This is a genomic window from Streptomyces sp. CB02400 (genome assembly GCF_001905725.1).
GTDB lineage: Bacteria > Actinomycetota > Actinomycetes > Streptomycetales > Streptomycetaceae > Streptomyces > Streptomyces atrovirens.
In genome coordinates this window covers 260,435-286,940 of record NZ_LIWB01000001.1, presented here as the reverse complement: position 1 = coordinate 286,940, position 26,506 = coordinate 260,435, and the positions used below count along the sequence as shown (strand labels likewise).

General features: G+C 72.9%; 22 protein-coding genes and 1 pseudogene. 16 read left to right on the top strand and 7 right to left on the bottom strand.

Annotated elements, in window-relative coordinates:
- Positions 1-46: 46 nt before the first annotated feature.
- A complete protein-coding gene (locus AMK33_RS01170; RefSeq protein ID WP_073930772.1) occupies positions 47-1,021 on the top strand; it encodes a carbohydrate ABC transporter permease in 975 nt (324 codons plus the stop codon).
- The gene (locus tag AMK33_RS01165; protein ID WP_073930771.1) at positions 1,018-1,881 is read left to right on the top strand and encodes a carbohydrate ABC transporter permease; all 864 of its coding nucleotides are present in this window, start codon (positions 1,018-1,020) and stop codon (positions 1,879-1,881) included. Before AMK33_RS01170 ends, AMK33_RS01165 begins: the two co-directional genes overlap by 4 nt.
- Positions 1,882-1,998: 117 nt before the next feature.
- On the opposite strand, the gene AMK33_RS01160 is transcribed toward AMK33_RS01165, so the two are convergent.
- Positions 1,999-2,544, bottom strand: a complete 546-nt coding sequence (locus AMK33_RS01160) for a GNAT family N-acetyltransferase (RefSeq protein ID WP_073930770.1) — start codon at positions 2,542-2,544, stop codon at positions 1,999-2,001.
- 126 nt (positions 2,545-2,670) lie between these two features.
- On the opposite strand from AMK33_RS01160, the gene AMK33_RS01155 reads away from it, so the two are divergent.
- From AMK33_RS01155 to AMK33_RS43480, 10 genes and pseudogenes are all read left to right on the top strand, one after another.
- On the top strand, positions 2,671-3,927 hold the full coding sequence (locus AMK33_RS01155; protein ID WP_201262939.1) for an ATP-grasp domain-containing protein: 1,257 nt from the start codon (positions 2,671-2,673) through the stop codon (positions 3,925-3,927).
- Entirely contained in the window at positions 3,924-4,775 is an 852-nt protein-coding gene (locus AMK33_RS01150) for a Rossmann-like domain-containing protein (RefSeq protein ID WP_073930769.1), read from the top strand. Before AMK33_RS01155 ends, AMK33_RS01150 begins: the two co-directional genes overlap by 4 nt.
- A complete protein-coding gene (locus tag AMK33_RS01145; protein ID WP_073930768.1) occupies positions 4,772-5,851 on the top strand; it encodes a PLP-dependent cysteine synthase family protein in 1,080 nt (359 codons plus the stop codon). Before AMK33_RS01150 ends, AMK33_RS01145 begins: the two co-directional genes overlap by 4 nt.
- Positions 5,848-6,882: pseudogene (locus AMK33_RS01140) on the top strand (dipeptide epimerase); the annotation flags it as partial. The gene AMK33_RS01145 and the pseudogene AMK33_RS01140, both read left to right, overlap by 4 nt.
- Before the next feature lie 199 nt (positions 6,883-7,081).
- Entirely contained in the window at positions 7,082-8,365 is a 1,284-nt protein-coding gene (locus AMK33_RS01135) for an MFS transporter (protein ID WP_073930767.1), read from the top strand.
- The gene (locus AMK33_RS01130) at positions 8,362-9,156 is read left to right on the top strand and encodes a class I SAM-dependent methyltransferase (protein WP_073930766.1); all 795 of its coding nucleotides are present in this window, start codon (positions 8,362-8,364) and stop codon (positions 9,154-9,156) included. Before AMK33_RS01135 ends, AMK33_RS01130 begins: the two co-directional genes overlap by 4 nt.
- Positions 9,157-9,166: 10 nt before the next feature.
- A complete protein-coding gene (locus AMK33_RS01125) occupies positions 9,167-10,744 on the top strand; it encodes an ABC transporter substrate-binding protein (RefSeq protein ID WP_073930765.1) in 1,578 nt (525 codons plus the stop codon).
- Positions 10,741-11,694 (top strand): ABC transporter permease, encoded by a 954-nt coding sequence (locus tag AMK33_RS01120; RefSeq protein WP_073930764.1) that lies wholly within the window; start codon positions 10,741-10,743, stop codon positions 11,692-11,694. The genes AMK33_RS01125 and AMK33_RS01120 overlap by 4 nt, the downstream gene beginning before the upstream one ends.
- Positions 11,691-12,521, top strand: a complete 831-nt coding sequence (locus AMK33_RS01115) for an ABC transporter permease (RefSeq protein ID WP_073930763.1) — start codon at positions 11,691-11,693, stop codon at positions 12,519-12,521. The genes AMK33_RS01120 and AMK33_RS01115 overlap by 4 nt, the downstream gene beginning before the upstream one ends.
- Positions 12,522-12,571: 50 nt before the next feature.
- Positions 12,572-14,368 carry an ABC transporter ATP-binding protein gene (locus AMK33_RS43480; protein ID WP_079194741.1) on the top strand — a complete coding sequence of 599 codons (1,797 nt, stop codon included), beginning with the start codon at positions 12,572-12,574 and terminating at the stop codon, positions 14,366-14,368.
- A gap of 23 nt (positions 14,369-14,391) precedes the next feature.
- Here the strand turns inward: AMK33_RS43480 and AMK33_RS01100 are convergent, their stop codons facing one another.
- From AMK33_RS01100 to AMK33_RS01090, 3 genes are all read right to left on the bottom strand, one after another.
- The gene (locus tag AMK33_RS01100) at positions 14,392-15,795 is read right to left on the bottom strand and encodes a glycoside hydrolase family 43 protein (protein WP_073930762.1); all 1,404 of its coding nucleotides are present in this window, start codon (positions 15,793-15,795) and stop codon (positions 14,392-14,394) included.
- Positions 15,796-16,318: 523 nt separating this feature from the next.
- Entirely contained in the window at positions 16,319-18,397 is a 2,079-nt protein-coding gene (locus AMK33_RS01095) for a HEAT repeat domain-containing protein (RefSeq protein WP_073930761.1), read from the bottom strand.
- A gap of 179 nt (positions 18,398-18,576) precedes the next feature.
- Positions 18,577-21,306: a helix-turn-helix transcriptional regulator gene (locus tag AMK33_RS01090; protein WP_073930760.1), complete on the bottom strand. Its 2,730-nt coding sequence runs from the start codon at positions 21,304-21,306 to the stop codon at positions 18,577-18,579.
- Between the two features lie 123 nt (positions 21,307-21,429).
- Between AMK33_RS01090 and AMK33_RS01085 the strand changes: the two genes are divergently transcribed.
- The 4 genes from AMK33_RS01085 (at position 21,430) to AMK33_RS01070 (ending at position 24,194) form a co-directional block, all read left to right on the top strand.
- The gene (locus tag AMK33_RS01085) at positions 21,430-21,816 is read left to right on the top strand and encodes a nuclear transport factor 2 family protein (RefSeq protein ID WP_073930759.1); all 387 of its coding nucleotides are present in this window, start codon (positions 21,430-21,432) and stop codon (positions 21,814-21,816) included.
- Between the two features lie 11 nt (positions 21,817-21,827).
- Complete coding sequence (locus AMK33_RS01080) at positions 21,828-22,466, top strand: CatB-related O-acetyltransferase (protein ID WP_073930758.1); 639 nt, start codon at positions 21,828-21,830, stop codon at positions 22,464-22,466.
- Complete coding sequence (locus AMK33_RS01075) at positions 22,463-23,353, top strand: Vgb family protein (protein WP_073930757.1); 891 nt, start codon at positions 22,463-22,465, stop codon at positions 23,351-23,353. Before AMK33_RS01080 ends, AMK33_RS01075 begins: the two co-directional genes overlap by 4 nt.
- A 181-nt stretch (positions 23,354-23,534) precedes the next feature.
- Positions 23,535-24,194 carry a DUF5701 family protein gene (locus AMK33_RS01070; RefSeq protein WP_073930756.1) on the top strand — a complete coding sequence of 220 codons (660 nt, stop codon included), beginning with the start codon at positions 23,535-23,537 and terminating at the stop codon, positions 24,192-24,194.
- 51 nt (positions 24,195-24,245) lie between these two features.
- Here the strand turns inward: AMK33_RS01070 and AMK33_RS01065 are convergent, their stop codons facing one another.
- From AMK33_RS01065 to AMK33_RS01055, 3 genes are read right to left on the bottom strand one after another with little or no spacing between them, the layout of a single operon-like run.
- A complete protein-coding gene (locus AMK33_RS01065; protein ID WP_201262938.1) occupies positions 24,246-25,085 on the bottom strand; it encodes an urease accessory protein UreD in 840 nt (279 codons plus the stop codon).
- On the bottom strand, positions 25,082-25,777 hold the full coding sequence (gene ureG / locus AMK33_RS01060; protein ID WP_073930755.1) for an urease accessory protein UreG: 696 nt from the start codon (positions 25,775-25,777) through the stop codon (positions 25,082-25,084). Before ureG ends, AMK33_RS01065 begins: the two co-directional genes overlap by 4 nt.
- Before the next feature lie 35 nt (positions 25,778-25,812).
- Positions 25,813-26,487 carry an urease accessory protein UreF gene (locus AMK33_RS01055; protein ID WP_073930754.1) on the bottom strand — a complete coding sequence of 225 codons (675 nt, stop codon included), beginning with the start codon at positions 26,485-26,487 and terminating at the stop codon, positions 25,813-25,815.
- Between the last annotated feature and the right edge of the window lie 19 nt (positions 26,488-26,506).

Here is a 26,506-nt window from a genome sequence, read left to right as displayed (position 1 = left end):
CCCGGCGCACCAGCGTCCAGCGGATGACGAAAGGCCTTCGCCCCCAATGACCCGAACCGTTTCCACAGCATCACCGCCCGCTCCGGTCGCCAAGCGGGACCGGCCCTCCGGCCGCCGTTCCCGGCACCGCGGCCCGGGCCGGGGCACCTGGCGGCAGCAGCCGCTGCGCCGGCTCACCCCCTGGCTGTTCCTGCTGGCTCCGCTGGCCCTGCTGGTCACGTTCACGTACGTGCCCGTGGGCAACATGCTGTACTACAGCTTCACCGACTGGGACGGTGTCAGCCCCGAGCGGAACTTCATCGGTGCCGACAACTACACCGAGGTGTTCACCCGGCCGGAGATGTTCCGGGTCTTCACGGTGAGCTTCTACTATCTGGCCGCCTCGGTGGTCCAGATCGTGATCGCCCTGTACTTCGCCACGGTGCTCAGCTTCGACCTGCGCTTCCGGAACCTGTTCAAGGGGATCCTGTTCTTCCCGTACCTGATCAACGGGGTGGCGATCGGCTTCGTCTTCCTCTACTTCTTCCAGGACGGCGGCACCCTCGACTCGGTGCTGTCCTGGTTCGGGGCGGACACCGACCACGCCTGGCTGGGCAGTCCGGAGTCGGCCAACACCTCGCTCGCCGGGGTGTCGGTGTGGCGCTTCACCGGCCTGAACTTCGTCCTGTTCCTCGGCGCGATCCAGTCGATCCCCGGCGAGCTCTACGAGGCCGCCCAGCTCGACGGCGCCAGCCGCTGGAAGCAGTTCAAGCACATCATCGCGCCGAGCATCCGGCCGGTGCTGAGCCTCAGCGTCATCCTGGCGATCTCCGGCTCACTGTCCGTGTTCGAGATCCCGTACATCATGACCGACGGCGCGACCGGGACCTCGACCTTCGTCATCCAGACGGTCAAGTTCGCCTTCCAGTTCAACAAGACCGGACTGGCCTCGGCCTGCGCCGTGGTGCTGCTGGCGATCATCCTGCTGATCACCTGGATCCAGCGCCGCCTCGTGCCCGACGAGAAGGTTGACCTCGTATGACCCTCACCGCCCCTGCTCAGGGCCGCTCGCGCCGGCGGCCCCGCGTCGCCACCACGCTGACCTATCTGTCGCTGGTCGTGGCCTCGCTCGTGGTGCTGCTCCCGCTCGCCGTGGTCTTCCTGACCTCGCTGAAGTCCTACGGAGAGATCCAGGACGGCCAGGGGGCGCTGGCCCTGCCGGACGACTGGTCCAACTTCGCCAACTACGCCACGGCCTTCAACGACGGCCACCTGCTGACCGCCTTCGGCAACACGGCCTTCATCCTGCTGTTCTCCATCACGGGCACCGTGGTCATCGGCTCCATGACGGCGTACGCCATCGACCGCTTCGACTTCCGCTTCAAGAAGCTGATCATGGCCCTGTTCCTGATCGCCACCCTGGTGCCCGGTGTCACCACCCAGGTCGCGACCTTCCAGGTCGTCAACAGCTTCGGCCTGTTCGACACCCGCTGGGCGCCGATCCTGCTCTACATGGGCACCGACATCGTGTCGATCTACATCTTCCTGCAGTTCATCCGGGGCATTCCCACGTCACTGGACGAGGCGGCCCGGCTCGACGGCGCCAACGCCTTCACCATCTACCGGAAGATCATCTTTCCGCTGCTGAAGCCGGCGATCGCGACCGTGGTCATCATCAAGGGCATCACCACGTACAACGACTTCTACATCCCGTTCCTCTACATGCCCTCGGAGGAACTCGGCACCATGTCCACGGCCCTGTTCCGCTTCAAGGGCCCGTTCGGCGCCCACTGGGAGAACATCTCGGCCGGAGCGGTCATGGTGATCGTCCCGACCCTGGTGGTCTTCCTGTTCCTGCAGCGCTACATCTACAACGGGTTCGCGCAGGGGGCGACGAAGTAGTCGCGGTCGCGGATGCCGATGGGGGGAACCGGTGTCACCGGTTCCCCCCATCGGCATACAGGGCCGGTACGTGCACCGAGGACGTGATCCGGATTCCCCGAGGGAGATCGCCGCCGGTCAGAACGGGATCTCGAAGTGGACCGTGGCCACCCCCGGGCCGTGTTCGCCGGTGGTGCGGGCGTCGAAGATCTCCTTGGCCATGCTGCGCCAGAAGGCCTCCGCGCCCTCCACCCGCGTGTTGGTGTGCAGGTAGAGGGAGTCGTAACCGGGGGTGTTCGCGACGAAGTCGCAGGCCGCGTCGACCAGGGTGCGGGCGAGGCCCCGGCGCCGGTGCTCCGGGCGGACGTAGACGCGGGCCAGTTGGGCGGTGGTGCCGGACGGGTAGCGTTCGGCCAGCCAGCGGGGGTGGGGCGGGTGGGCCGGGCCCGTCGAGTGCACACCGGTGGTGGCGACCACCTCGCCGTCGTGGACCGCCACGAGCAGGACGTGCCGGGGGTCGTCGAGGTAGGTGCCCTTGAGGTCCGTCACGTCCCGGTGCCAGCGGGGCACGTAGCCGTATCCGAACTCCTTGTAGAACGTGTCGAGCATGACGGCGCGGGCACCGTCGGTGTCCGCGGGCGTCGCGGGGCGCACGGTGTAACCGGCGGGCGCGGTCCGACTCATCGCGAGGTCCTTCCGTATCGGGGTCCTCACAGTACCTGACAATGAAAATGATTACCGATATCGTGTCGTCGGTCGCGGTCCTGACGCCAGGGCCGCGCCGTAGGCGACGACACGAAAAGGGGAGCCGTGGCTCATCTGCTGGTGGTCGAGAGCTGGGTCGGATCGATGAGCAGGCTGCTGCCACGCGCGATCCGGGAGGGCGGGCACGAGTTCACGTTCCTCACCCGCGACCTGCACCACTACCTGCGCTCGGCACCCGAGGGCACCGCGCACCCGCTGCTCGGGGCGCGCAACGTGATCACCGCGGACACCAACGACACCGAGACCCTGCTGCCTCAAGTGGAGCGACTGCACTCCGTGTTGGGCTTCGACGGGGTGATCACGTCGTGTGACTACTACCTGCCGGTGGTGGCGCGGACGGCCGCCCGGCTCGGGCTGCCCGGACCGGCTCCCGAGGCGGTCGGGAACGCCTGCCGCAAGGACGCCACCCGCCGGGTCCTGGCCGACGCCGGGGTGCCCGGTCCGCGGTTCGCGGTGCACGAGGAGTGGGCCGGACTCGCCCGTTCGGCACGGGAGATCGGCTACCCGCTGGTGGTCAAGCCCGTCGACCTGTGCGCCGGCATGTACGTACGGCGGGTGGACGACGAGGAGCAACTCGCCGCCGCCGTGAAGGCACTGGGCGAGTTCCCGGTGAACGCGCGCGGGCAGCGGCGGGCACCCGTCGTACTGCTCGAAGAGCTCCTGGACGGTCCGGAGGTGAGCGTCGAGACCGTGTCGCACGCGGGCGCGGTCCATGTCGTCGGCGTGACCGACAAGAGCGTCGGCGGGGCACCCGCGTTCATCGAGACCGGCCACATGTTCCCCGCCGCCCTGTCGTCCGCGGACGCCGAGGCGGCCGAGCAGACCGCGCTCGGCGCGCTCAAGGCGCTCGGGCTGACGGACGGCGTGGTGGCGCACACCGAGATCAAGCTGACCTCCGCCGGGCCACGCGTGGTCGAGGTCAACCCGCGGCCCGCCGGGAACCGCATCACCGAGCTGATACGGCATGTCACCGGCCTCGACCTCGCCGCGGCCTTCGTGGACGTGTCCCTGGGCCGCGCGCCCGATCTGCGGCGGACGGACACCGGGCTGCGCAGTGCCGCCATCGGCTTCCTCGTGCCGGGGGCCACGGGCACGCTCGAAGCGCTGGACGGCAGTCGGGTGCGGACCGCGCCGGACGTGCTCGAGGTGCAGCTCGCCGAGCCGGGGCGGCAGGTGAAGGCGGCGGGCAGCAACAACGAGTACCTGGGGCACGTGATGGCGGGGGACCCGGCCGGCACCGGCGCCCGCGCCCGGGTCGAGGCCCTGCTCGACGAGGTGCGGTCCGGGCTGGTGATCCGATGAGCCCCACCGCCCCGGCGTCCGCCCGCGCGGCGACGACGTACGACGAACTCCTGGCGCTCGCCCGCGCCGGTGAACTCGGTCCGGATCCGGCCGGGCTGCGGATCTCCGTGGCCTTCACCACCCGGCAGGCCGTACGGCACGAGGGACGCGGCACCGGTTACCGCAACGAGGTGCTCAGCCTGCGCCTCGCCGAGGCCGTCGGCAGTTGCGCGGTCGAGCCCGGCACGCTGCCCGACGGCGCGGTGGAGGACTGCGTCGGCGCGGACGTGGCCCGCCTGTTGGAGCATCCGATGCCGCCGGTGCGGGTCGCCGCGCTCGACGCGTACCTGATGCACGTCACCCCGCACGCTCCGGAGAACGGGGCGCGGCCCGTCGCCCTGCCGGCCGGGACGTCGCTGGAGAAGTCCCGGGTCCGGGCCGAGGCCGTCGCCGGGCTGCTCGTGCTGCCGCCCGGGGCGACGGTGCTCGTGGTCGGCGTGGTCAACTCCCTGCTGGAGGCGCTGCGTTCGCGAGGACTTGGCTATGTCCCGTGCGACCTCAAGGGCGGGGTCACCGAGTGGGGCGAGCCGGTCGTCACCGACGCCCTCGGCGCGGCCGGCCGGTGCGACGCGCTGCTCGTGTCCGGGATGACACTGGGCAACGGGACCTTCGACGCACTGCGGGAGCACGCGCTGCGGCAGGACAAGCAGTTGGTGATGTTCGCCCAGACCGGCAGCGCCGTGCTCCCCCGCTTCCTGGGGCACGGGGTGAGCGCGGTGTGCGCGGAGCCGTACCCCTTCTTCTGGCTGGACGGCGGTCCCGGCACCATCCACCGCTACCGCGCCGGCCGTCCGGGAGGCACCCGGTGACCACCGCCGCCGTACGGTCCGCCGCCCGCCCGGAACTGCTGTCCCTGCTCGGCCGCACCCCTCTTGCCCGCATCACCGCCGGCCTGCCCGGACCGCACCCCGGCTTCTGGGCCAAGCTCGAAGGGCTCGCCGCGGGCGGGATGAAGGCGCGGGCCGCCGTCTCGATGCTGATGGGCGCCCGTGAACGCGGTGAACTGCGGCCCGGCGCACCGGTGGTGGAGTCCACCTCCGGCACCCTCGGCATCGGGCTCGCCTTCGCCGGACAGGCCCTCGGACATCCCGTCGTACTGGTCGGCGACAGTGAATTAGAGCCGAGCATGCGGCAGTTGCTGCGCTCGTACGGGGTACGGCTGGAGATCGTGGACCGGCCAGCGCCCCAGGGCGGCTGGCAGGCCGCGCGCCTCGCCCGGCTGCGCGAACTGCTCACCGTACTGCCCGACGCCTACTGGCCCGACCAGTACAACAACCCGGACAACACGGCCGGTTACGCCTCGCTGGCCGCCGAACTCGCCGCGCAACTGGACCACCTGGACGTCCTGGTGTGCAGTGTGGGTACGGGCGGGCACAGCGCCGGCATCATCGGGCCGCTGCGCCGGCACTGGCCCGCGCTGCGGCTGATCGGCGTGGACTCCACCGGCTCCACCATCTTCGGCCAGCCCGCCCGGCCCCGGCTGATGCGCGGCCTGGGCAGCAGCATCCATCCGCGCAACGTCGCCTACGACGCCTTCGACGAGGTGCACTGGGTGGGCCCCGCCGAGGCCGTGGACAGCTGTCGCCGTCTGGCGCGGGGCAGCTTCGTCAGCGGCGGCTGGAGCACCGGCGCGGTCGCCCGCGTCGCCGCGTGGGCGGCCCGTGTCCACCCCGGCGCGGTCGTCGCCACCGTCTTCCCCGACGGGCCGCACCGCTACCTCTCCACCGTCTACGACGACGACTTCACCACCGCCCACGGCGTCGACCCGGACGCGGCGGTCACCCGTCCCGTGGAGATCCCGCACCCGTACGCGGCCGAGGCCGCCGGCTGGGCGCGGTGCACCCGCGTCACCGACCCGCTCGCACGTCCGGAGGAGAACCGGTGAGGACCGGCCTGCGCACCGTGCGTCTCGAACTCACCGAGCCGCTGCGGATATCCCGCTCGACGATGTCCGCCCGTGACGCCGTGTGGCTGAGCGTCGAGCACGAGGGCGTGACCGGTCACGGCGAGGCCGTCAGCAGCGTCTACTACCGGCTCGACGCCGAGGGTCTCGGACGTCACTTCACCGCCGTGGGCGCGGACCTGGTCCGCTTTCCCGACCCGGAGACCGCCCTGGAGGCCCTGCGAATACGGGAGTTGGCCGCCGGGAGCACTCCCCCGGCCGTGACCGCCGCCGTCGACGCGGCCCTGCTGGACCTCGTCGGCAAGCGTGCGGGCAGGCCCGTCCACCGACTCCTTGGCGCCGCGGACACCCCGGTCGCGGCCACCGCCCGCACCCTCGGCATCACGTCCCCCGCGCACGCGGCGGCGCAGGCCCGCTCCCTCGTGGCGAGCGGCTTCGAGGTGCTCAAGGTCAAGGCGGGGGCGGCCGATCCCGAGGAGGACGTCGAGCGCGTACGGGCCGTACGGGACGCCGCGCCGGGCGCGCGGCTGCTGCTCGACCCCAACGGCGCCTGGACCACGGGACAGGCGGAGGCGTTGCTGCCCCGGTTCGCCGCACTCGGCGTCGAGGCCGTCGAACAGCCCCTCGCCCCCGGTGACCCGGAGGCCCTGGCGGCGCTGGCCGAACGCTCACCGCTGCCGGTCGTCGCCGACGAGGACGCGGTGGACCTGGAGGACGTACGCCGGCTGGCCGGGCGCGTCCACGGCGTCAACGTCAAGCTCGCCAAGTGCGGCGGGGTGCACGCGGCCCTGCGCATCGCCGAGTTGGTCGACGGCAGCGGCACGGAGCTGATGCTGGGCTGCCTGACCGCCAGCAGCCTCGGGCTCGCACCGGCCGTACACCTCGCCGACCGGGCCCGCTGGGCCGACCTGGACGGACACCTGCTCCTCGCACACGACCCGTGGACCGGCATCGGCGGCGAGGACGGCCGGGTAAGGACGAGCGACCTGCCCGGCCTGGGCGTCGAGCCACGGGAAGGGCGCCGTGCGGCCCCGGACGAGAGCCGCACGGCCCGGGAGAGGCGCCACACGGACCCGGACGGACGCCGTACGAACCTGGAGGGGCGCCGCGCGGACCCAGACGGGCGCCGCACGGACCGGGAGAGGCGCCGCACGGACCCAGACGGACGCCGCGCGAACCTGGACGAACGCCGCACGGACCTGGAGGGGCGCCGTGCGGACCTGGCATGAGATACGTCGTTTCCCGCTCGCCGTTCAGCTCCTGCTGGTCAACCAGCTCGGCGTCAACATCGGCTTCTACCTCCTCATCCCCTACCTCGCCACGCACCTCACCGAGAACCTGGGCCTGTCGGCCGCCGTCGTCGGCGTCGTCCTCGGGGTCAGGAACCTCAGCCAGCAGGGCCTGTTCGTCATCGGCGGCTCCGCCTCCGACCGGCTCGGCGCGCGGGGCGTCATCATCGCCGGCTGCGCCCTGCGCACCGCGGGCTTCGCGCTGTTCGCGCTCGGCGACCACCTGGCCGTCCTGCTCGCCGCGTCCGTCCTCAGCGGGTTCGCGGGGGCGCTGTTCAACCCCGCCGTCCGTGCCTACCTCGCGCAGGAGGCCGAGGAGCGCAGGGCCGAGGCGTTCGCCCTGTTCAACGTGTTCGCCACCACCGGCGCGCTGATCGGGCCGCTGCTGGGCAGCGCGCTGCTGCTCGTGGACTTCCGTACGTCGGCGCTGACCGCCGCCGGGATCTTCGCGGTCCTGACCGTCGCGCAGGCCCTGGTGCTGCCCGCCCGGCGGGTCGAGCCGAGCGGGGGCGGGGTGCTCGCCGACTGGCGGGAGGTGCTCGGCAACCGCGCCTTCCTGGCGTTCGCGCTCGCCATGGCCGGCCTGTTCACCCTGGAGAGCCAGCTTTACCTGCTGCTGCCCGACGGGGCACGGCGGGCCACCGGCTGGGACGGGGCCGCCGGTCTCGTCTTCGTCGTCGGCGCCGTCGCCAACCTCCTGCTCCAGTTGCGGCTGACCCGCGCGCTCAAGCGGCGCGGGGACCGGGCCCGTTGGGTCGCGGTGGGGCTGGGTCTCATGGCCTCGGCCTTCCTGCCGCCCGCCCTGGTCACGGGCGTGTCCGGCGGTCCGGACGGCGTGGCCGACGCGGTGCTGCGGGTGCTGCCCGTGCTGGCGGGCGCCCTGCTGCTGTACCTCGGGGTGATGGTCGCCCAGCCGTTCGTGATGGACATGGTCCCCGCCTTCGGCCGCCCTGGACTGACCGGCACCTACTTCGGCATCTTCTACGTCGTCTCGGGCGTCGCCGCCGCGATCGGCAACGCCCTCGTGGGCTGGGCCATGGACACCGGGCGGGACGGTGACGCCGCGTGGCTGCCGTGGGCGTGCTGCGCGCTGGCCGGGCTCGCGTCCGCGCTCGGCGTCGTACGGCTGCGCCGGCTGGGATCGCTGCCCGCGCCGCCGGAACAGCCCGCCGTACCCGCGCCCGCCCGAGGAAGGACCCCGGCATGACGGACAACCTGCTCACCGACAACCCCACGCTCTACGAGGCCCGTTTCCCCGACCCCGGCCGGCTGGCCGGACGCTGGGCGGAGGACTGCCTGCGCCGGCACGGGGCGGGGAAGCGGGTGCTGGACATGGGCTGCGGCACCGGACGCGACGCCGCGTGGCTGTACGGCACCGGCCGTGCGGTGACGGGCGCGGACCTCTCCGAGGCGATGCTCGCGCACGCCCGCGAGCACCATCCCGGACCCGAGTACGTCCGTGCCGACCTGTACGGATTCGACCTGGGGCGCGGGGAGTTCGACGCCGTGGTGTGCCTGGACAGCGCCCTGCTGTACTGCCACACCAACGACCAGCTCGACGGCTTCCTGTCCTCCTGCCGCCGCGCCCTGGCACCGGGCGGCCTGCTCGTCGCGGAGATGCGCAACGGCGCGTACTTCCTCGGCCGCACCGACCTGCTCGACACGCCCAAGGCCGACGAGTTCACCTGGCGGGGCACCGTCCACCGGTCCGTCACCACCCTCACGGTGGACCGTACGGACCAACTGCTGCGCCGCAGGCGCGTATGGACCGCGGACGACGGGTCGGCACCCGTCGAGCAGCGGTCCGCGTGGCGGCTGCTGTTCCCGCAGGAACTGCGCCACCTGCTGGCCACGCACGGCTACGAGGTCCTGGAACTCCACGACGGACCGGGCCCGCGCACCGAGCCGCCCTGGCAGGAGGGTCTGCTCCCCGGCCGTACCACCGACGCCGACCGGCTGCACGTGGTGGCCCGTCTCACCAGCACGACTACACACTGAGGGACCTCACATGCACGACGATTCGACCCGCTCTCTCCCCTTCCCGGCCCTGCGCCGCCGCGGCTTCCTCGCCGCGACCGGGCTCGGCGCGCTCACCCTGGCCGGATGCGGCGGCGGTTCCGACTCCGACGACGGTGCGGGCGACGGCTCGCCGAAGAAGGGCGGCCGGCTGCGCGCCGCGTTCGCGGGCGGCGGCGCGAGCGAGACCCTCGACCCGCACCTCGCCAACCTGTTCGCCGACGTCGCCCGCGCCAAGGCCCTGTTCGACAAGCTCGCCGACTACGGCGCCGACCTGTCCGCACAGCCCCGCCTCGCCGAGAAGTGGGAGCCGAACAAGGCGCTGGACCGCTGGCAGGTCACCCTGCGCGAGGCCACCTTCCACGACGGCAGCCCGGTCACCGCGCGGGACGTCCTCCACAGCTACCGCCGTATCGCCGACCCAAAGCAGGCGTTCCGCGCCAAGGCGTCCCTGGAGCCCATCGACCTCGACGCCAGCCGCGCCACCGGCGAACGCTCCATCGAGTTCGTGCTCAAGCGGCCCACGGCCGAGTTCCCCAACGTGCTGGCCGCGTTCGGCGCGTACATCGTGCCCGAGAACGCCACCGGGTTCGACAAGGAGCCGGTCGGTTCCGGCCCGTTCCGCTTCGTGTCGTTCGCGCCCGGCCGCTCGGCGGTCTTCCGCCGTTACGACGACTACTGGGAGGGCGCCCCGCACCTCGACGAGATCGAGTTCGTCGTGGCGAACGAGGAGTCGGCCCGGGTCAACGCGCTGCTCGGCGGGCAGATCGAGTACGCCCACGAGCTCAACCCCACCACCGCCCGCGCCCACGAGGACAAGGGGCAGATCGAGATCGTGCGGCTGCGGGGCAGCGCGATGCAGGCGTTCTGCATGAAGACCGACCGGCCGCCCTTCGACGACGAGCGGGTGCGCCAGGCGTTCTTCCTCATCGCCGACCGCCGGGAACTCGTCGACGGCGCGCTGTCCGGCGCGGGCGAGGTCGGCAACGACCTGTTCGGCAAGGGCTACGAGTACTACGCCGACGGTCTGCCCCAGCGCGAGCAGGACCTCGACAAGGCCCGCGCGCTGCTGAAGCAGGCCGGCGCCGAGGGCCTGAAGGTGACCCTGGACACCTCCGCCGTCGCCGCCGGGTTCACCGAGGCCGCCAGCATCTTCCGCGACCAGGCGAAGAAGGCCGGGGTCACCGTCGAGGTGCGGATGGGCAGCAAGGACTCCTACTGGAGCGACATCCTCGACAACGGCGCCCTGTGCTGCTACCGCTCCGGCGCCATGCCCATCGAGGCGCACATCTCCCAGCGGCTGCTCACCGACTCCACCACCAACGCCACCAAGTGGCGGCACAAGGACTTCGACGCGCTGTACCAGCAGGCCCAGTCCACCCGCGACAAGACGGAACGCGCCGCCGTGTACGAGCGCATGCAGCGCCGCCTGTACGGCGAGGGCGGCTTCCTCATCTGGGGGTTCGCCGACTGGATCATCGGAACGGCCCGCAACGTCAAGGGGGTCGACACGAAGGCGCCCGCCAACACCCTCGACTGGGCCCGCTTCGACACGGTGTGGCTCGCGTGAGCGGACTGCGCTCCTTCGTCGCCCGGCGGCTGCTCCTCGGCGGCGTGCAGACCGTGGCCGTGGTGCTGCTGGTCTTCGCGCTCACCGAGGCGCTGCCGGGCGACGCCGCGGTCTCCCTCGCCGGGGACCAGCCCGACCCGGCCCGCATCGCGGCCATCCGGGAGGCGATGGAGCTCGACCGGCCGGCCTGGGAGCGGCTGGCCGACTGGGCGGCGGGACTGCTCCACGGCGACCTCGGCACCTCCCTGGTCTCCGGCCGTCCGGTGCGCCAGTACCTCGCCGACGGCTTCGGCCCCACCCTGCTGCTGGCCGCGCTCACCGTGGCACTGCTCGTACCGGCCGGGTTCGGGCTCGGGGTGCTGGCCGCCCGTCACGCGGGCCGGCCGGTGGACCGGCTGATCAGCTCCGTGACGCTCGCCGTGTACGCCGTCCCCGAGTTCGCCCTCGGTGTGCTGCTGGTGACCGTGTTCGCCCTGCGGCTCGGCTGGCTGCCGCCGACCGCCGTCGGCTACGGCACCGACCTGCTCGCCCACCCGGCCGCACTGGTCCTGCCCGTACTGGTGCTGCTGTCGCGGCCCGTGTGCTCGCTGGTGCGGCTGGTGCGCGCGGGCATGATCGACGCGCTCGCCTCCCCGTACGTGGCGCAGGCCCGCCGCTACGGCGTGTCCGGCGCCCGCGTCCGGTACACCCACGCGCTGCCCAACGCCCTGGCTCCCGCCGCTCAGCAACTCGCCCGCACCATCGACTGGCTGCTGTGCGGGGTCATCGTCGTGGAGGCCCTGTACGTGATCCCCGGACTCGGCACGGTTCTGCTGGGCGCCGTCGCCGAACGCGACGTGCCCGTCGTCCAGGGGCTGGCGGTGGTGTTCGGCGTCCTGACCGTCGTACTGAACCTGGGCGCCGACCTGATCGCCCACCGGCTCGCACCCCGGGCGGGGGCGGCCGCGTGAGGAGTCCGCGTACGGGCCGCTTCGCGCTCGGCCTCACCATCGTCGCCGTACCGCTCGTACTCGCCCTGCTCGGGCCGGTGTTCGCGGGTGAACCGGGGGCGCGGGCCGCGTCCTTCACGCTGGGCGAGGGCCACTGGCTCGGCACCGACTTCGTGGGGCGCGACGTCTGGCGGCAGGTGCTGCACGGGGGCCGGCCGGTGGTGCTGACCGCGCTCGCCGCGACCGCCCTGGCCTACCTGGTCGCCCTCCCGGTCGGTCTGCTCAGTGCGCTCACCCGGCTCCGCTGGCTGGAGGAGCTGCTGATGCGGCCCCTGGACGTGCTGCTCGCCGTGCCGTCGCTGCTGCTGATCCTGCTGGCCGCCACGGTGTTCTCACCGGGCGCCGTCGGTCTCGCCCTGCTGGTCGCCCTGGCCAACGTGCCCGACGCGGCCCGGCTGGTGCGCGCCGCCGCCGCCGAGGCCGCCGCCCGGCCCGCGGTCGAGGCGCTGCGCATGCAGGGCGAGACGTGGTGGCGGATGGCCGTCGGCTATGTCGGCCGCTCCATGCTGCGCACCCTGGCCGCCGACGCCGGCACCCGGCTGACCGGCGTGCTCTACCTGGTCGCCACGGCCGCGTTCCTCGGTGTCGGCGTGGCTCCCGACGCCGCCGACTGGGCGGTCATGGTCGACCGCAACCGCACCGGCCTGTTCGTCCAGCCGTGGGCCGTGGTCGTCCCCGCCATGCTGATCGTCGCGCTGACGACGGGGACGAACCTCCTCTTCGACGCCGCGCTGGACAAGGGCGGGCGCCGGGGCCCGCGCCGGACAGAGAAGGAAGCACGCCCGTGAAGCACGAGTACGAGAAGGGCACCAGCGGGGATGTCGGCGTGGGCATCGGCGTGCATGCCGACGTGGACACCGGCGTGGGTCCCGTGGCCGAGATCCGCGACCTGCGCGTCGTCGTCGACGGCCGGGCGATCGTCGACGGGGTGAGCCTGCGGGTGCTGCCCGGCAGGGTCACGGCGCTGATCGGCGCGTCCGGCAGCGGCAAGACCACCACCGGCCTCGCCCTGCTCGGCGAGTACCCGGCGGACGCCCTGGTCACCGGCGACGTACGGGTGGAGGCCGGCGGCCTCGTCGGCTACGTACCCCAGCATCCGGCGGCGGCGCTCAACCCCGCCCGCCGGGTCTCCGCGCTGCTGACCGACATCGCCCGCGCCCGGGTGCGTCACCTGCCGGTGCGGCAACGCCGGGCGGCGGCCCGCGAACGTGTCCTGCGGGCGTTGGCCGAGGCACAACTGCCTGACGCCGAGACCCTGTCACGGCGCTATCCGCACCAGCTCTCCGGCGGCCAGCAACAACGCGTCGTCCTCGCCCAGGCGTTGCTGCTCGGGGCGCGTGTCATCGTGGCCGACGAGCCCACCACGGGCCAGGACGCCCTGACCAAGGGCCGTATCGTCGAGCGGTTCAGGGCCGTCGCGGCCCGCGGCATCGCGGTGGTGCTGCTCAGCCACGACCTGGACGTGGTGAGCGCACTCGCCGACGAGGTGGTGGTCCTGCGGGCGGGCCGGGTCGTCGAGTCGGGCCCGGCCCAACGGGTCCGGTCCTCGCCCCGGCACGAATGGACTCGCGAACTGTTCGGCGGGCAGGTGGAGTCGCCGGACCCGGACGAGTCGGCCAGTCGGCCGGGAGCGTCGGCACGCGGGCCGCTCGGTACACGTACGGAGTCGCCGGACCCGGACCCGGACGAGCCGACCGGGCAACCAGGACCGCGCATACACAGGCTGCCCCACGCACGTACAGAGGTACCGGACCCGGACGAGCCGACCGGGCGGCCGGGGGTGCGGGCACGTGGGCCGCTCAACCGGCATACGGAGTCGCGGGACCCGGACGGCCGCACCGCCCGCACCGGGCAGCCCGTCCTGCGGGTGCGCGGGCTGACCGCCCGGCACCGTGACGGTGCCCGCGGCACGGCAGTCGTCCTGCGTGCCCCCGCACTCGACCTGTACCCGGGCCGGTCGCTCGCCGTCGTCGGCCGGTCCGGCAGCGGCAAGACCACCCTGGCCCGCTGCGTCGCCGGCCTCCACCGGGACCACGACGGCGAGATCCTCCTGGACGGCACACCGCTGCCGCGAAGCCTGCGCGACCGCAGCCGCACCCAACTCGCGGCCGTGCAGTACGTCTTCCAGGACGCGCACGCCGCCTTCGACGAGCACCGCCCCGTCGTGCACCAGGTCGCCCGCACCGCGGTCCGTCTGCGCGGCACCGACCCGGACACCGCGACCCGGGAGGCGCTGACCACCCTGGCCGGCCTCGGACTCCCGGAGGAGCTGGCCCACCGGCACCCCGGCCGGCTCTCCGGCGGCGAACTCCAGCGCGCCGCCCTCGCCCGCGCCCTGCTCGCCCGCCCCCGTGTCCTGGTCTGCGACGAGATCACCTCCGGCCTCGACACGGTCACCCGCCGGGGCATCCTCGACGTGCTCACCACGCTGGTCCGAGGCCGCGACGACCTGTCCCTGGTCCTGATCACCCACGACCTGGACACGGCCGCCCTGGCCCACCGCATCGCCGTACTGGACGCCGGCGAACTCGTCGAACAGGGCCCGGCCGAGGTGGTCCTGACCACCCCGGCCCACCCCTTCACCGCGTCCCTCGTACGGACGACGACCCGCTTGACGGCGGGGACGGTCACGTGACGCACGCGCCGCTCGCCGTGCGATCAGTGGCCCACCGAGAAGGTGGCGTCGGCGCGGTCCGTGGCGGTGGTGATCGGGTCGACGCGCAGGGCGTAGTCGGAGTGCCGGATGTAACGGGTGGGGTGATTGTGGGAGCGGAAGGAGGACCAGGAGGCGTCGGCGAGGCCGGCGACGCGGTGGAAGGTGGCGTCCTGGGCGAAGGCGGTGGTGCCGTCGTTGGCGTCGAGGCGGAGCGCGTAGTCGTAGTGCCGCAGGTGGCGGGTGGGGTAGTTGACCGACTGGAAGGAGATTCCGGAGGAGTCGGCCAGCCCGGGGACCAGCTTCCACTGCGAATCGGTGTACGGGTCGAAGGGATAGGTGTCGATCCGTGCCAGGTAGTCGGCGTGGCGCACGTAACGGGCCGGGTAGTTGTAGGACTTGAGCCGGTTCCAGGCGGGGGCGCCCCAGCGGGCCAGCAGGTTGGTGTACTCGGCGGCGGTGATGGGGGCGATGGTGCAGTGCTTGGCGTTGACCGGGTGGGTGTAGAGCTTCTGGTCGACCGGGGTCCAGGTGCCGACGGCGAGGTCGGTGGTCCGCCAGGCGTAGAAGACGCCGTTGGGGGTGTAGGTGTCGCCCCACAGGTACCAGGTGTTCGAGGTCAGGGACTTCACGAGCGTCGGCGCCTCGGTGCCGCCGTGGGCGACCGACGTGCTGAACGGCGTGAAGCTGCCCGGATTCAGCGTGGTGGAGCGGGCGCCGACCAGGCCGCCGGTGCTGCTGCTCTTGAAGTAGAGGTAGTTGACGCCGTTCACGCCGACGGCCATGTCGCCGTCGATGATGTCGTAGCCGGGGTCGAAGAACACCTGAGGTGCGGAGACGGTCGTGAAGTCGCTGGTGTAGTTGACCATCAGGACGCTGTGACCGCTGTTGTTCACCGACGAGTAGATGATCGCGTACTGGCCGCGGCTCGCGTCCCAGAAGGCTTCGGGGGCCCAGCTGTGGGTGACCATGTCGTGCAGGTGGGGACGGCGGTAGTTGGTGAAGGTGCGCAGGTCGGTGGAGTCCCACACGTGGATGGTCTGGCTGTTGTAGCCCCAGTCGGTGCCCTTGAGGTCGGTGGCGAGGACGACGAAGCCGCCGTCCCGCTTCCGCATGATGAACGGGTCGCGCAGCCCGCCGGCCCCGGCGGTGGGGGTGACGACGGGGTTGTTCTGGTTCAGCGGCGTCCAGTTGAGGGAGTCCGTGCTGACGGCCAGGTGGAGGCCGTAGTCGGTGCCGAGGCCGTTCGGTGACTCGGTGAAGTAGCCCATGACGTAGGCGGAGTCGGCGGCATGGGCGGACCGGGTGCCCAGGGACAGATCGGTGGCCAGGGCCGCCGTCGTGGCCGCGGCGGCACCGAGGAACAGTCTGCGGGACGGCATGGCCTGGCTGTGGGGGCGTGCGCTCATCGACTCTCCAGGTGTGGGGCGGGTGCGAGAACGGAACGGGCGTGACCTGCTCGACAACCCCATCATCGTTCGATATGACGAACAAGGTTCGGGAAGTCGGTCGGAAACTAGGACCCGGCTGACGAGCCGTCAATGCTTTCCGCGCGACTCCGTCCGCACCGCGCCGTAGGGCACGGTCCCTCGCCGCACCGTCAGGAGGCATGCACCCATTCCGAAAGCGGGAGCATTCCGGCCTCCAGTGTTCACGCCTCGACGTCACAGCCCAGGCTGCGTATGACGAACCAGGCGAGACCGGCGGTGGTGATGCCGGGGTCGTCCTTGCGCGGAATGCCACCGCCGCCGACCGGTTCGGCTTCGCAACCGCGGTCGGCGACACGAGCGTGGCACAAATAATCACAAGGCGGACAATGACTGCGTGAGGACCGTTCGCCGACCCACAGGACGCGAAGGCGGCACACGGCATTCGGCCGTCACGTCCCCTCAACGGGCCCATCGGGCCATCGGATCCGCGGTGCGCCGTCGCTCAGGTGAGCCGGGCCAGCAGGGCCCGGACGGCCCTCTGGAGCTGTTCGTCCTTCTCGATGCCCAGGAGCCAGTCGCGAGCCGGACGCTCCAGTTCCGAGCGGAGTGACGACAGAGCGGGTCTCGCCGCACGTCCCATCCGGTCCAGGCAGGCCACCACGAAACCGGCCGTCGCCTGGTTCTGCCGCCAAGCCCCGAGCAACACCTCGAGCACCGTGTCCGACTCCGTCTCGCCGTGGATGTCCCAGATCGCGGCGGCACAATGGACGCGCACCCACTCGTAGTCGTGGTCGAGCAGTTCCCGGAGTCGGGGGAGGGCCGGTGCGGCGGGCCGGCCGATCCGGCCCAGCACGTCGGCGGCTCCGGTGGCCGAGTACCACACGTCGTCGGCGAGGAGTTCGCGCAGCAGGGGCAGCACCTCCCCGGGGTCCCGGCCGATCTCCCACAGCGCGGCGACAGCCGCCGTCCTGACCTGGCCGTCGGAGGAACCGGTCAGCGGACGGATCGCCTCCAGGGCGGATGCCGCCGTGGTACCGAACGTGCCGAGTGCCTTGAGGACGGGACGGGCGATGGCACTCCCCTGTCCGTGCCGCGTGGCTCGGGCCAACGTGTCGACGAGGGTGGGGACGGCCGCCGGGTCGCCGAGCCGGACCAAGGCGGTCACCAGCGCACCGGCGCTCATGTCGACCCACTCCTGCCGCGGATCGATGCCGCGCAAGAGCTCACACAACCGCGGCACGAGCCGGTCCGCGCCCTGCGGAACGGCGCCGGCGACTTCCACCGCCCGCCAGGCGTCGACTCCGCTGTCGAGGGCCACCAGCAGACTGGGCACGGCCCGGAGGTCGCCGAGTCTCGTGAGTGCCCGGACCGCCTCCTGGTGGGCTCTGCGGAGCCTGCGCCGTTCGGTGGTCCACACGTCCGGACCGTGCGCCGCGCGCTGGGAGTCGACGAGCGCGGCCAGAGCCTCGCGGGCAGGTTCGGCGATCACATGACAGGCGTCGAGAACGGCGGCCGCCTCGGCGACGACGTCCGGGTGAGGTGCGTCCAACTGCTCGGCGACCAGCAGGATCAGCCGCGTGTGGTCGCCGCGCCACCCCTTCATCAGGTCGGCGCTCATGCGGATCGCGTCCAGGCGGGAGCCGAGTTCCGGACCGCGCAGCTGCTCCTCGATCAGGGCCGTGCGCTCGGGCACCCGGCCCGCCAGCGCGTCGTGGAAGGCGCGCAGGAGCCCCGTGGTCGGCGCGTGGACGCGCCCTTGACGGTCGAGATCCTCGAAAGCCGCGACGACCTGCGGGGGCACACCGTCCGTCGGGGCGGTGGGGGTTTCCGGCCGGGACGGGTCCGCCCATGTCTCCTCCGGCACCGCCTCGCCCGCCGACTCGCGCAACAGCGCGATGGCGGTCGGGACGACCTCGTCGTCGATGTCCTGGGGGGCGCAGCGGGCCCGTTGGACGACGGCCGCGAGCCGGGTCACGGAACCGGCCTCCTCGTCGGCGGCCAGCGTGGCGAACCACTCCGTCGCCTCGTCCTTCGCCTCCGGCCGGCGCAGCACCAGTTCGGCCGCCGCGTCCAGGACCAGCAGCCGCTCGACGACGCCGGATTCGGACGCAAGCCGTTCCCGCAGTACGGCCATGGCCCACCGGGCGTCCTCGATGAGCAGTCCCAGCGCCGGAACGGCGGCCCGGCGCACGCGGAGGTCGTCGTCCGACGCCCACTCGACGAAGGCCTCCGCTCGCGCGCGCAGCGCCGCGGCCGCACCGGCGTAGTCGGCATCGCCGACGTACTCGTTGTCGCAGCGCTCGACGCTCGTGCCGGCGATGCTCACGAGGAGCCGGACGACCTCCGCCCGGTCGGGGGTGGTGTCGTCGCCCGCCAGCTCCAGGAGGAACGGCAGACTGGCCGTTGTGGCCTCGTACACGTCTCCCTGGTGGTGGACAGCGCCGTAGTACCGGTCGAGGGCCTTGGCCCGTTCGTCGGTGTCCGGGGAGCGGAGGGCCGTCAGCAGGGCCGGTATCTCCTCGGCGGTGCCGTAGGCATGCCCCATGGAGGACCAGTCGATGTCGTGAAGTCCGTCGAACATGTGCGGCACTATGCCTGTCCGGACTGACATCGCCTGTACGGCCGCCCCTGTGGGGCCGGTGAGTACCGTGGCCTGCGATCGGCGGGTCACCGCGATCGGGAGCCACTGTCGTAGGCGGGGATCACGCTGCCCGGGGGAGCACCGGCCCCCTCCGGGCCGGTCCGGGCCACGAAGCGGCGTCATGGCGCGGCATCCGTGGGTGCGAGGGCGGCGAGTTCGGTTCGCGCGGTGACGCCGAGTTTGGGGAACGCCTTGTAGAGGTGGTACCCGACCGTGCGCGGACTGAGGAACAGCTGCGCGGCGATGTCCCGGTTGGACAGGCCGCGTGCGGCCAGCCGGATGATCTTCCGTTCCTGCGAGGTGAGCACGGACAGTGCTCCTGTTCCGTCCGCGGCCCCGGACCCGGGTACGGTTTCGCCGGTCGCGTCGAGCTCGGCGCGGGCCCGCTCCGCCCAGGGCGTGGCGCCGAGTCTCCGGAAGGTCTCGAACGCGTCGCGGAGTTGGGTCCTGGCCTCGGACTTGCGGCGCATGCGGCGCAGCCACTCGCCGTAGAGGAGAGCGGTTCGCGCGCGTTCGAACCGCCGGTCGTCGGGGTGCAGCCGCAATGCGGCCCGGTACAGCTCCGCCGCGTCCGCTTCCGGCGCGAGCAGCGCGCGGCAGCGTTGGACGTGCGCGTCGATCCACGGCTGCGCGGCGTCGTGTGCCCAGGCCGTGAGCCGTGCGAGCGGCTCACGGGCGTCGGCCGGCCGGCCGAGCCGCACCGCCGCCTCGACCAGGTCGGGAATGCTGCGCAGGCCGGGAAGCTGATGGCTCACCGGTCCGGTGTGCAGGGCGGCCAGGCGGGTGCGGGCGGACTCCCACCGGGCGTGGCCGAGGTCGAGCAGGGCCAGTGCCCAGTGCGCCCAGGACATGCCGGGCGGGGCCGTGTCGGGCTCCGGCGCGGCGAGCGCGTCGTCGGCGAAGGCGTGACAGCGTCGCTCGTCGCCCGTCACCGCGGCCAGGTAGGCCAGTACGCCGCTGATCTCGGCGATCCACTGCCGGTGTCCGAGCTCCTGGGCGATGTGCAGCGCTTCGGTCGCCTCGTCCCAGGCGTCGGTGTGCCGGCCGAGGAAGGTCGACGTGCGGGCGACACACGCCAGCGCGGGCGGTGTCCGGCCGATCCATCCGCGGTCGCGGCACTGGGCGAGGAGCTCGCCGGCCACCCGGTGTGCCTCGGTGTCCTGGCCGGCGGCCTGGAGGCTGGTGGCTCCGACCAGGATCGTGTCGTGCGGGCCGCCGAATCCGGTCCGTTCGGCGGCCGCGACGCGTCGTGTGAGGGTCCCGTGGTCCCGGTCCCCCTGGCCGATCGCGGACCGCACCGTCCAGGTCAGCAGGCGGGCCACGTGGGTGAGCGGCTCTTCGGGCGGCAGCGGCAGGGCGGCCAGCCGGTCCGCGGTGTCCGCGATCTCGTCCTTCCCGAGGTACCAGGCGGCGTGCACCGCGTCGAGCATCATGTGGGCGGCCAGTGCCGGATCGTCGTCCCGGGTCAGCTCGGCCGCCTCGGTCAGCAGCCGGCGGGCCGTGCGGAGCAGGCCGTGGTGGAACGCCGCGGCGGCGCGGACCCGGATGGCGCGCACGGTCAGGGCCGGGTCGTCGGTGCTCGCCGCGCCGTGCCGGGCGAGTTCCACCATGCGGTCGATGTCGCCTTCCTCGGCGATCGCCTCCGCGGCCAGCACGAGTCGGCGGGCCCGGTCCGTGCCGGACTCCGTGAGCTGCGCGGCCCGTTCGTAGGCCGCCGCCGCGGCGGCGTATCCGCTGCGCTCGGTGGCCCGTCGGGCGGTGCTCTCCAGTTCCGCGGCCACCTGCTCGTCGGGGCCGGTGGCCACCACGGCGTGGTGCCAGGCGCGCCGGTCGGCGTCTTCCGGCCGGTGGAGGGCCTCGGCGAGGGCCGTGTGCACCACGAGGCGGAGACTGACCGGCGCCGCCTGGTAGACGGCCGACCGCACGAGGGGGTGGCGGAAGCGCACGGTGTGGTTGTCCACCCGGAGCAGCCCCGCCGTTTCCGCGGGCACCAGGTCCGTGGGGCGGCAGCCGAGAGGGGCGGCCGCGCGCAGGACGACGTCGCGGTCACCGGTGTCCTCGGCGGCCGCGACGAGCAGCAGGTGCCTGCTCGGCTCGGGCAGCCGCCGTACCCGGTCGAGGAACGCCGCCTGGACCGTGTCGGTCATGGGCAGGGCCTGGCCGGCGGCGACCGGCCGGCCGGCGGCGAGGGCGAGGGGCAGTTCGAGGAGGGCGAGCGGGTTGCCCTGTGCTTCGGCCAGTACCCGGTACCGGTTGGCGGGGGACAGCGTGGCGGCGTGCTCGGCCAGCAGGCCGGCGGCGGCGGGCGCGTCGAGCCCTTTCAGCGGCAGGTGGGCGAGTCCGGGGGCGTCGAAGCCGGTCCGGGCGGTGATGATCAGCGCCGTGCCCTCGGCGTCGAGCCGCCGCGCGGCGAACAGCAGGGCCTCGGCCGACGCCCGGTCCAGCCACTGCGCGTCGTCGACGAGGCACAGGACGGGCCCGCCGTCGGCGAATTCGGCGAGGAGGGAGAGGACGGCGAGGCCGACGAGCATGCGGTCGCCCGGTTCGGCCGGGGCGAGACCGAAGGCCCCGCGCAGGGCACGCGCCTGCGGGGCGGGGAGGGCGTCGGTCCGGTCGAGGGCGGGCCGCAGCAGCAGGTGCAGGCCGGCGAACGGCAGGTGGGCCTCGGACTCGACCGCGGTGCCGCGCACGACCCGTAAGCCGTCGGCCGCCGACGCCGCGTACTCCAGCAACGCGGTCTTGCCCATGCCCGGCTCCCCGGTGATGAGCAGGCAACCGCTGCGACCGGTCCGGCAGTCCGCCAGCAAGCGGTCGATGACCGATATCTCGTCACTCCGTCCGTGCAACACGTGGCGAGCGTACTTAAGCCAGCCGGCGATCCCGGGCCGGATTGCCGGGGCGTGACGGATTCCGCTCCCGGCCCCCGGCCCTAGCGTGGTGGAACAGAGCACGGCGGCGGAGGGAGATCGACCATGTCCGGCTTCGAAGAGCTGGCCAGGCGGTACCTGGCGAGTTGGAACGAGCGCGACCCGGCCAGGCGCCGGGCGCTCGTCGACGAACTGTGGACCGACGACGCCGGTTACGTCGATCCGATCGTGACGGCCGAGGGCCGCGACGCCATCGAGGACGTGGTGGCCACGGCCCAGCGGCAGTTCCCGGGCCTGGTGTACCGGCCGGCCGGGAAGGTCGACGGCCACCACGACGTGGCCCGCCTCGCCTGGGAACTGGCGCCGGCCGGCGGCCCTGCCGTGATCGTCGGACTCGCCGTCATGGTCGCCGAGCGGTCCCGGCTGCGCCGCGTCTACGGCTTCCTCGACCCCGTCCCCGCGGTCACCACTTCACCAGGAGCTGGAAGTTGACACCCGATCCGATGACCCTCCACCCGCTGCCGGCACATGAGCGGGTGGTGTTCCTCAAACCGCTGGTCGGCTCGCCGAAGATCGTCGTGGGCGAGTACACCTACTACGACGACCCGGACGGCGCCACCGGCTTCGAGCACCACAACGTGCTCTACGCCTACGGCCCGGAACGGCTGATCATCGGCAAGTACTGTGCCATCGCCACGGGCACCCGGTTCCTGATGGCGGGCGCCGACCACCCGACGATGGGTGTGTCCGCCTTCCCGTTCACCATGTTCGGCGGCGAGTGGGCCGAGCGGACCCTCGACATCGTCACCGGCATGCCCAGCAGGGGCGACACCGTGGTCGGCAACGACGTCTGGTTCGGGTACCGGTCCACCGTCATGCCCGGCGTACGCATCGGCGACGGCGCCATCATCGCCGCCGGCGCCGTCGTCACCGCGGACGTACCGCCGTACACGATCGTCGGCGGCAATCCGGCCCGCCCGATCCGGCAGCGGTTCGACGACGCCGACATCGACCGGCTCCTGCGTGCCGCCTGGTGGGACTGGCCGGCGGAGCTGGTCACCGAACACGCCCGCACCATCATGGCCGGCACCCCGGCCGACATCGCCCGCATCGCCGCCGACCACGGACCGGAGACCGCATGACAGACGTGTCGATCGAGGAACACCCCGTGGGCGGCGGCGGACCGTACGCGGTCACCACCGGCCCGGACGGCGCGCTGTGGTACACCCTGGTCCACAGTGGCCGGATCGGCCGGCTCGTGCCCGGCACCGAACCGGAGAGCCACCGGCTCGACCCCGACTGCGGGCCGACGATCATCACCACCGGACCGGACGGCGCCCTGTGGTTCACCGAGTACCGGGCCCACCGCATCGGCCGGATCACCACCGACGGCGCCGTCGCGGAGTTCCCGTTGCCCACCGCGGAGTGCGGGCCGTTCGGCATCGCGGCGGGGCCCGACGGGGCGCTGTGGTTCACCGAGACCACCGCCGACCGCATCGGCCGCATCACCACCGGCGGTGAGGTCACCGAGTTCCCGCTCCCGGCCACCGGCGCGTTCCCGTCCGCGATCACCGCGGGACCGGACGGCGGGATGTGGTTCACCATGAACCAGGCCGACGCGATCGGCCGGATCGGCACCGACGGCACGGTCACCGTCCACCCGCTGCCCACCGCGGCCTCCGCACCGGTCGGCATCGCCCTCGGTCCCGACGACGCCGTCTGGTACGTCGCGATCGCCGCCGGCCACATCGGCCGCATCACCACCGGGGGCGAGGTCAGGGAGTTCCCGCTGCCCGACCGCGCCGGCCGGCCGCACGCCATCACGACGGGCGCCGACGGCGTCCTGTGGTTCACGGAGTGGGGCGGCAACCGTGTCGGCTCCATCACCACCGAGGGCGTGATCGAGGTGCACGACCTGCCCACGTCCGGCTCGGAGCCGCACGGCATCACCCTCGGCCCCGACGGCGCCGTGTGGACGGCGCTGGAGACCGGCGCCCTCGCCCGTATCACCCCGAAACCGCTGCCCTGACCCAGGAGAGAACCTCGCCCGTGGCGTTCGGCCACACGATCGTCCCCGCCCGGAACCGCGAGGAGCCGGACCGGTTCCCCGGTTCTTCCGCGAGTTGTCCGAACTCCCCGAGGGCGTACTGCCGCAATTCGCCGATGATCGCCAAGCCCTGTCCGTGACCCGAACCGCCCGAGAGGACACCATGACACACACCGCCATCGACCCCGGCGCCGAGTTCGACCGGCAGGTCCGCAACCTCGTCGAACGGGACCGTCCGACGACGGCCCGCCTGACCCCGGAACAGTTCACCGCCCTGGTCTCACCCCTGCGCGACCTCGTCACCGGCATCGGACACGGCACATGGGCGCCGGGCACCGGGCGCGTGCCCTTCCTGCTCGTGGTCACCCGGGAAGTCGTCCCGATCGAGCAGACGATGGCGCGCACCACCCTCCGCGGAAAGACCCAGCCCGGTTTCGTGGACCGGTCCTTCGAGCCCGGCGCCCTCGAACGGTTCGTCACCGTCAAGGAGACCGGCCTCCCCGACCGGCGTGCCTACCTGCTGTTCGACATCGAGCGCGGGGAGGAGTTCTGCGGTGCCGTGCCCAAAGACGCCATGGACACCATCGCCGCCAGGGGACGCACCCCGCTCACCATCGAGGAGGGGATCGCGTTGATCACCCACTTCCCCGAGATCCTGGTCAAGAACAAGTGCTTCTCCCTCGGCGGTTCACGCTCCGGCGACCGCCGCGTCCCGGCGATCTGGATCAGCCGGCACGCTCCCAAACTCGGCTGGTGCTGGGAGGGCAACCCCCACACATGGCTCGGCATGGCCTCGGCCGGCTCCCGCCGCGCCGCCGCGTAGCAGGACGACTGGAAGTTCGTCGATGAGATCGGCGTGCTCGGCGTGACGTTCTCACCTCGAGGGCGACGTCGCCGCGTCGGAGACGTGTGCGAGCGCGGTGTCGAGGAGGTCGCGGAGCCGGGTCGGGGTCGGGGCGACGGCGGTGGCGAGGAGTGCCGTGCCTTCGGCGAGCGGCGCCAGTACGCAGTGGCCCCGTTCCGGTTCGCCGAGGAGGACGGGCTCCGGGAGCGGCACCGGTTCGGGGGCGACGAGGAGGAGCTGGCCGGTCGCCCGGTGGCCGCCCAGTACGGCGGGGCCGTCCCACGCCGGGGCCGGGGCCCCGTAGACGGTGTGCTGGTCGAGGACCGGGCGGCCGTCGCGTCGTACGGTCAGGCGGGTGGACAGGTGGCCCGAGGGTTCGGCGGTGCGTCCGAGGAGTTGCTCCTCGCGCAGCAGGAGCCGGGAGGTTTTGGCGAGGTCCACCTCGTACGTCTGGTGCAGGGTGCTGCCCCGCGCGCTGATCAGCGGCTGGGGCAGCCAGTTCAGTGACGCGTGTTCGCCTACGGTGAGCCGTACGTCGTAGGTGGCGGGGTCCGTGGTGGAGCCGCGCAGGGCGATGGTGGCGGCGGACGTGGTCACCTCCAGCCGGGTGTGCGCCTCGGCGGTGATGTCGAGCGCGAGTCTGTCCCCGCCGAGCGGTGCGCTCATCGCGCCGAGCACGCAGACCCGTGCCCGCTCCCCGCGGGGCCGCAGCCGGCGCAGGTGGAAGGGGCCGTCGCTGTGCAGGAGGGGGAGTGTCGTGGCGCGGCCGTTGTGGGTGGCCCTCAGCCGGGCGGTGGCGCGGACGCCGGCGGGGTGGGGGCGGGGCTTCGGAAGGTCCCCGGCCGGGGTCTGGGCGGCGGCGGCCGTCACCCGGTGACTCCGGCGTGCCAGGCGGCGAGGCGCTCGGTGACCCAGTCGGTGACCGGGCGGATGCCGTCGGCCGTGGTCAGGCTGGTGAAGGCGTACGGCAGGTCGCCCCGCTGCCTGCGGGTGTCGGCCCTCATGGTGTCCAGGTCGGCTCCCACGTACGGCGCCAGGTCGGTCTTGTTGACCACGAGGAGGTCGGCGGTGGTGATGCCGGGGCCGCCCTTGCGGGGGATGTCGTCGCCGCTGGCCACGTCGATGACGAAGACCTGGGTGTCGACGAGTCCGCGGGAGAAGGTCGCGGTGAGGTTGTCTCCCCCGGATTCGATGAGGATCAGGTCGAGTGGGCCCAGGTCCTGTTCGAGCTGCTCGACCGCTTCGAGGTTGGCGGAGATGTCGTCGCGGATGGCGGTGTGCGGGCAGGCGCCGGTCTCCACGGCGGTGATGCGCTCCGGTGGCAGTACGGCCTCGCGGCGCAGGAAGGCGGCGTCCTCCTGGGTGTAGATGTCGTTGGTGACCACGGCGAGGGACAGCCGGTCCCGCAGGGTGCGGCACAGCGCGGCGACGGTCGCGGTCTTGCCCGAGCCGACCGGCCCGCCGAAGCCGATCCGCAGGGCGCGGCGGCTGCCGTCCGGGCGCCGGGCGTCGGCGCTGTGGGTGTGGCGGTGCGGCAGGGTCACGGGGTGGTCCAGGTGCACGGGGGCTCCAGGGCGGTGCGGTGCGGGCGGGCGGGTCAGGAGGCGAAGAGGCGGACGGGACGGGCGGCGTGCTGCTCGCCGGTGATGTCCAGCAGCGGGGCGGACGCGGCGGGCAGGACGGTGACGCCCTCGACGGCCACGCGCTCCGCCGCGCGGGCCGCGGCACCGGCGACGGTGTCGCACTCCTCGGCGAGCCGTGCCAGGACCGCGGTGGCCTCGAACGGGTCGAGGCTCAGCAGGCGTACCGCCGCGGTCGCCGGGCCGCCGACGCTGTCGTAGGCGGCGGCGTGGGCGGCGTCGAGCGGGGTGAGGCCGGCGGCGCGGGCCGTGACGCCGAGGACGACCGGCTGGTGGGCGCCCTGGGGGCGGTGGTGGGCGAGGTGGTCGAGTTCGGTACTGGGCCAGGTGGCGCGGGCGGCGCGCATCAGTTGCCGGCCGAGGCGGCGGGCGACGCGGCGCAGGGCCGGTGCGGGGGTGCGGGTGTCGGCTGCCTCGTCCAGGGCGAGGGGGTCGTGTCCGGTGGCGGCCGCGGCGGCGAGACCGGCGGCGGTCAGTCCGGCGGTGTGCAGCCGCCCGCGGCAGAACGCCTCCAGTCCGGCCGTGTCGTGGACGCTTCCGGAGGCGACGGCGGCCTCCATCCCGCCGGAGTGGGCGTGCCCGCCGGCGGGGAAGCGGCCGTCGGCCAGGAGGAGCAGGGCGGTGCGGCTCATGGCCCGCCTTTCGCATGAG

Excerpts from the sequence above, each read along its gene's own strand:
- AMK33_RS01075 (WP_073930757.1), top strand. The coding sequence starts at position 22,463 with ATGACAGACGTGTCGATCGAGGAACACCCCGTGGGCGGCGGCGGACCG.
- AMK33_RS01125 (WP_073930765.1), top strand. The coding sequence starts at position 9,167 with ATGCACGACGATTCGACCCGCTCTCTCCCCTTCCCGGCCCTGCGCCGC.
- AMK33_RS01130 (WP_073930766.1), top strand. The coding sequence starts at position 8,362 with ATGACGGACAACCTGCTCACCGACAACCCCACGCTCTACGAGGCCCGT.
- AMK33_RS01055 (WP_073930754.1), bottom strand. The coding sequence starts at position 26,487 with ATGAGCCGCACCGCCCTGCTCCTCCTGGCCGACGGCCGCTTCCCCGCC.
- AMK33_RS01170 (WP_073930772.1), top strand. The coding sequence starts at position 47 with ATGACCCGAACCGTTTCCACAGCATCACCGCCCGCTCCGGTCGCCAAG.
- AMK33_RS01080 (WP_073930758.1), top strand. The coding sequence starts at position 21,828 with ATGACCCTCCACCCGCTGCCGGCACATGAGCGGGTGGTGTTCCTCAAA.
- AMK33_RS01150 (WP_073930769.1), top strand. The coding sequence starts at position 3,924 with ATGAGCCCCACCGCCCCGGCGTCCGCCCGCGCGGCGACGACGTACGAC.
- AMK33_RS01160 (WP_073930770.1), bottom strand. The coding sequence starts at position 2,544 with ATGAGTCGGACCGCGCCCGCCGGTTACACCGTGCGCCCCGCGACGCCC.
- AMK33_RS01100 (WP_073930762.1), bottom strand. The coding sequence starts at position 15,795 with ATGAGCGCACGCCCCCACAGCCAGGCCATGCCGTCCCGCAGACTGTTC.
- AMK33_RS01070 (WP_073930756.1), top strand. The coding sequence starts at position 23,535 with ATGACACACACCGCCATCGACCCCGGCGCCGAGTTCGACCGGCAGGTC.
- AMK33_RS01085 (WP_073930759.1), top strand. The coding sequence starts at position 21,430 with ATGTCCGGCTTCGAAGAGCTGGCCAGGCGGTACCTGGCGAGTTGGAAC.
- AMK33_RS01095 (WP_073930761.1), bottom strand. The coding sequence starts at position 18,397 with ATGTTCGACGGACTTCACGACATCGACTGGTCCTCCATGGGGCATGCC.
- AMK33_RS01165 (WP_073930771.1), top strand. The coding sequence starts at position 1,018 with ATGACCCTCACCGCCCCTGCTCAGGGCCGCTCGCGCCGGCGGCCCCGC.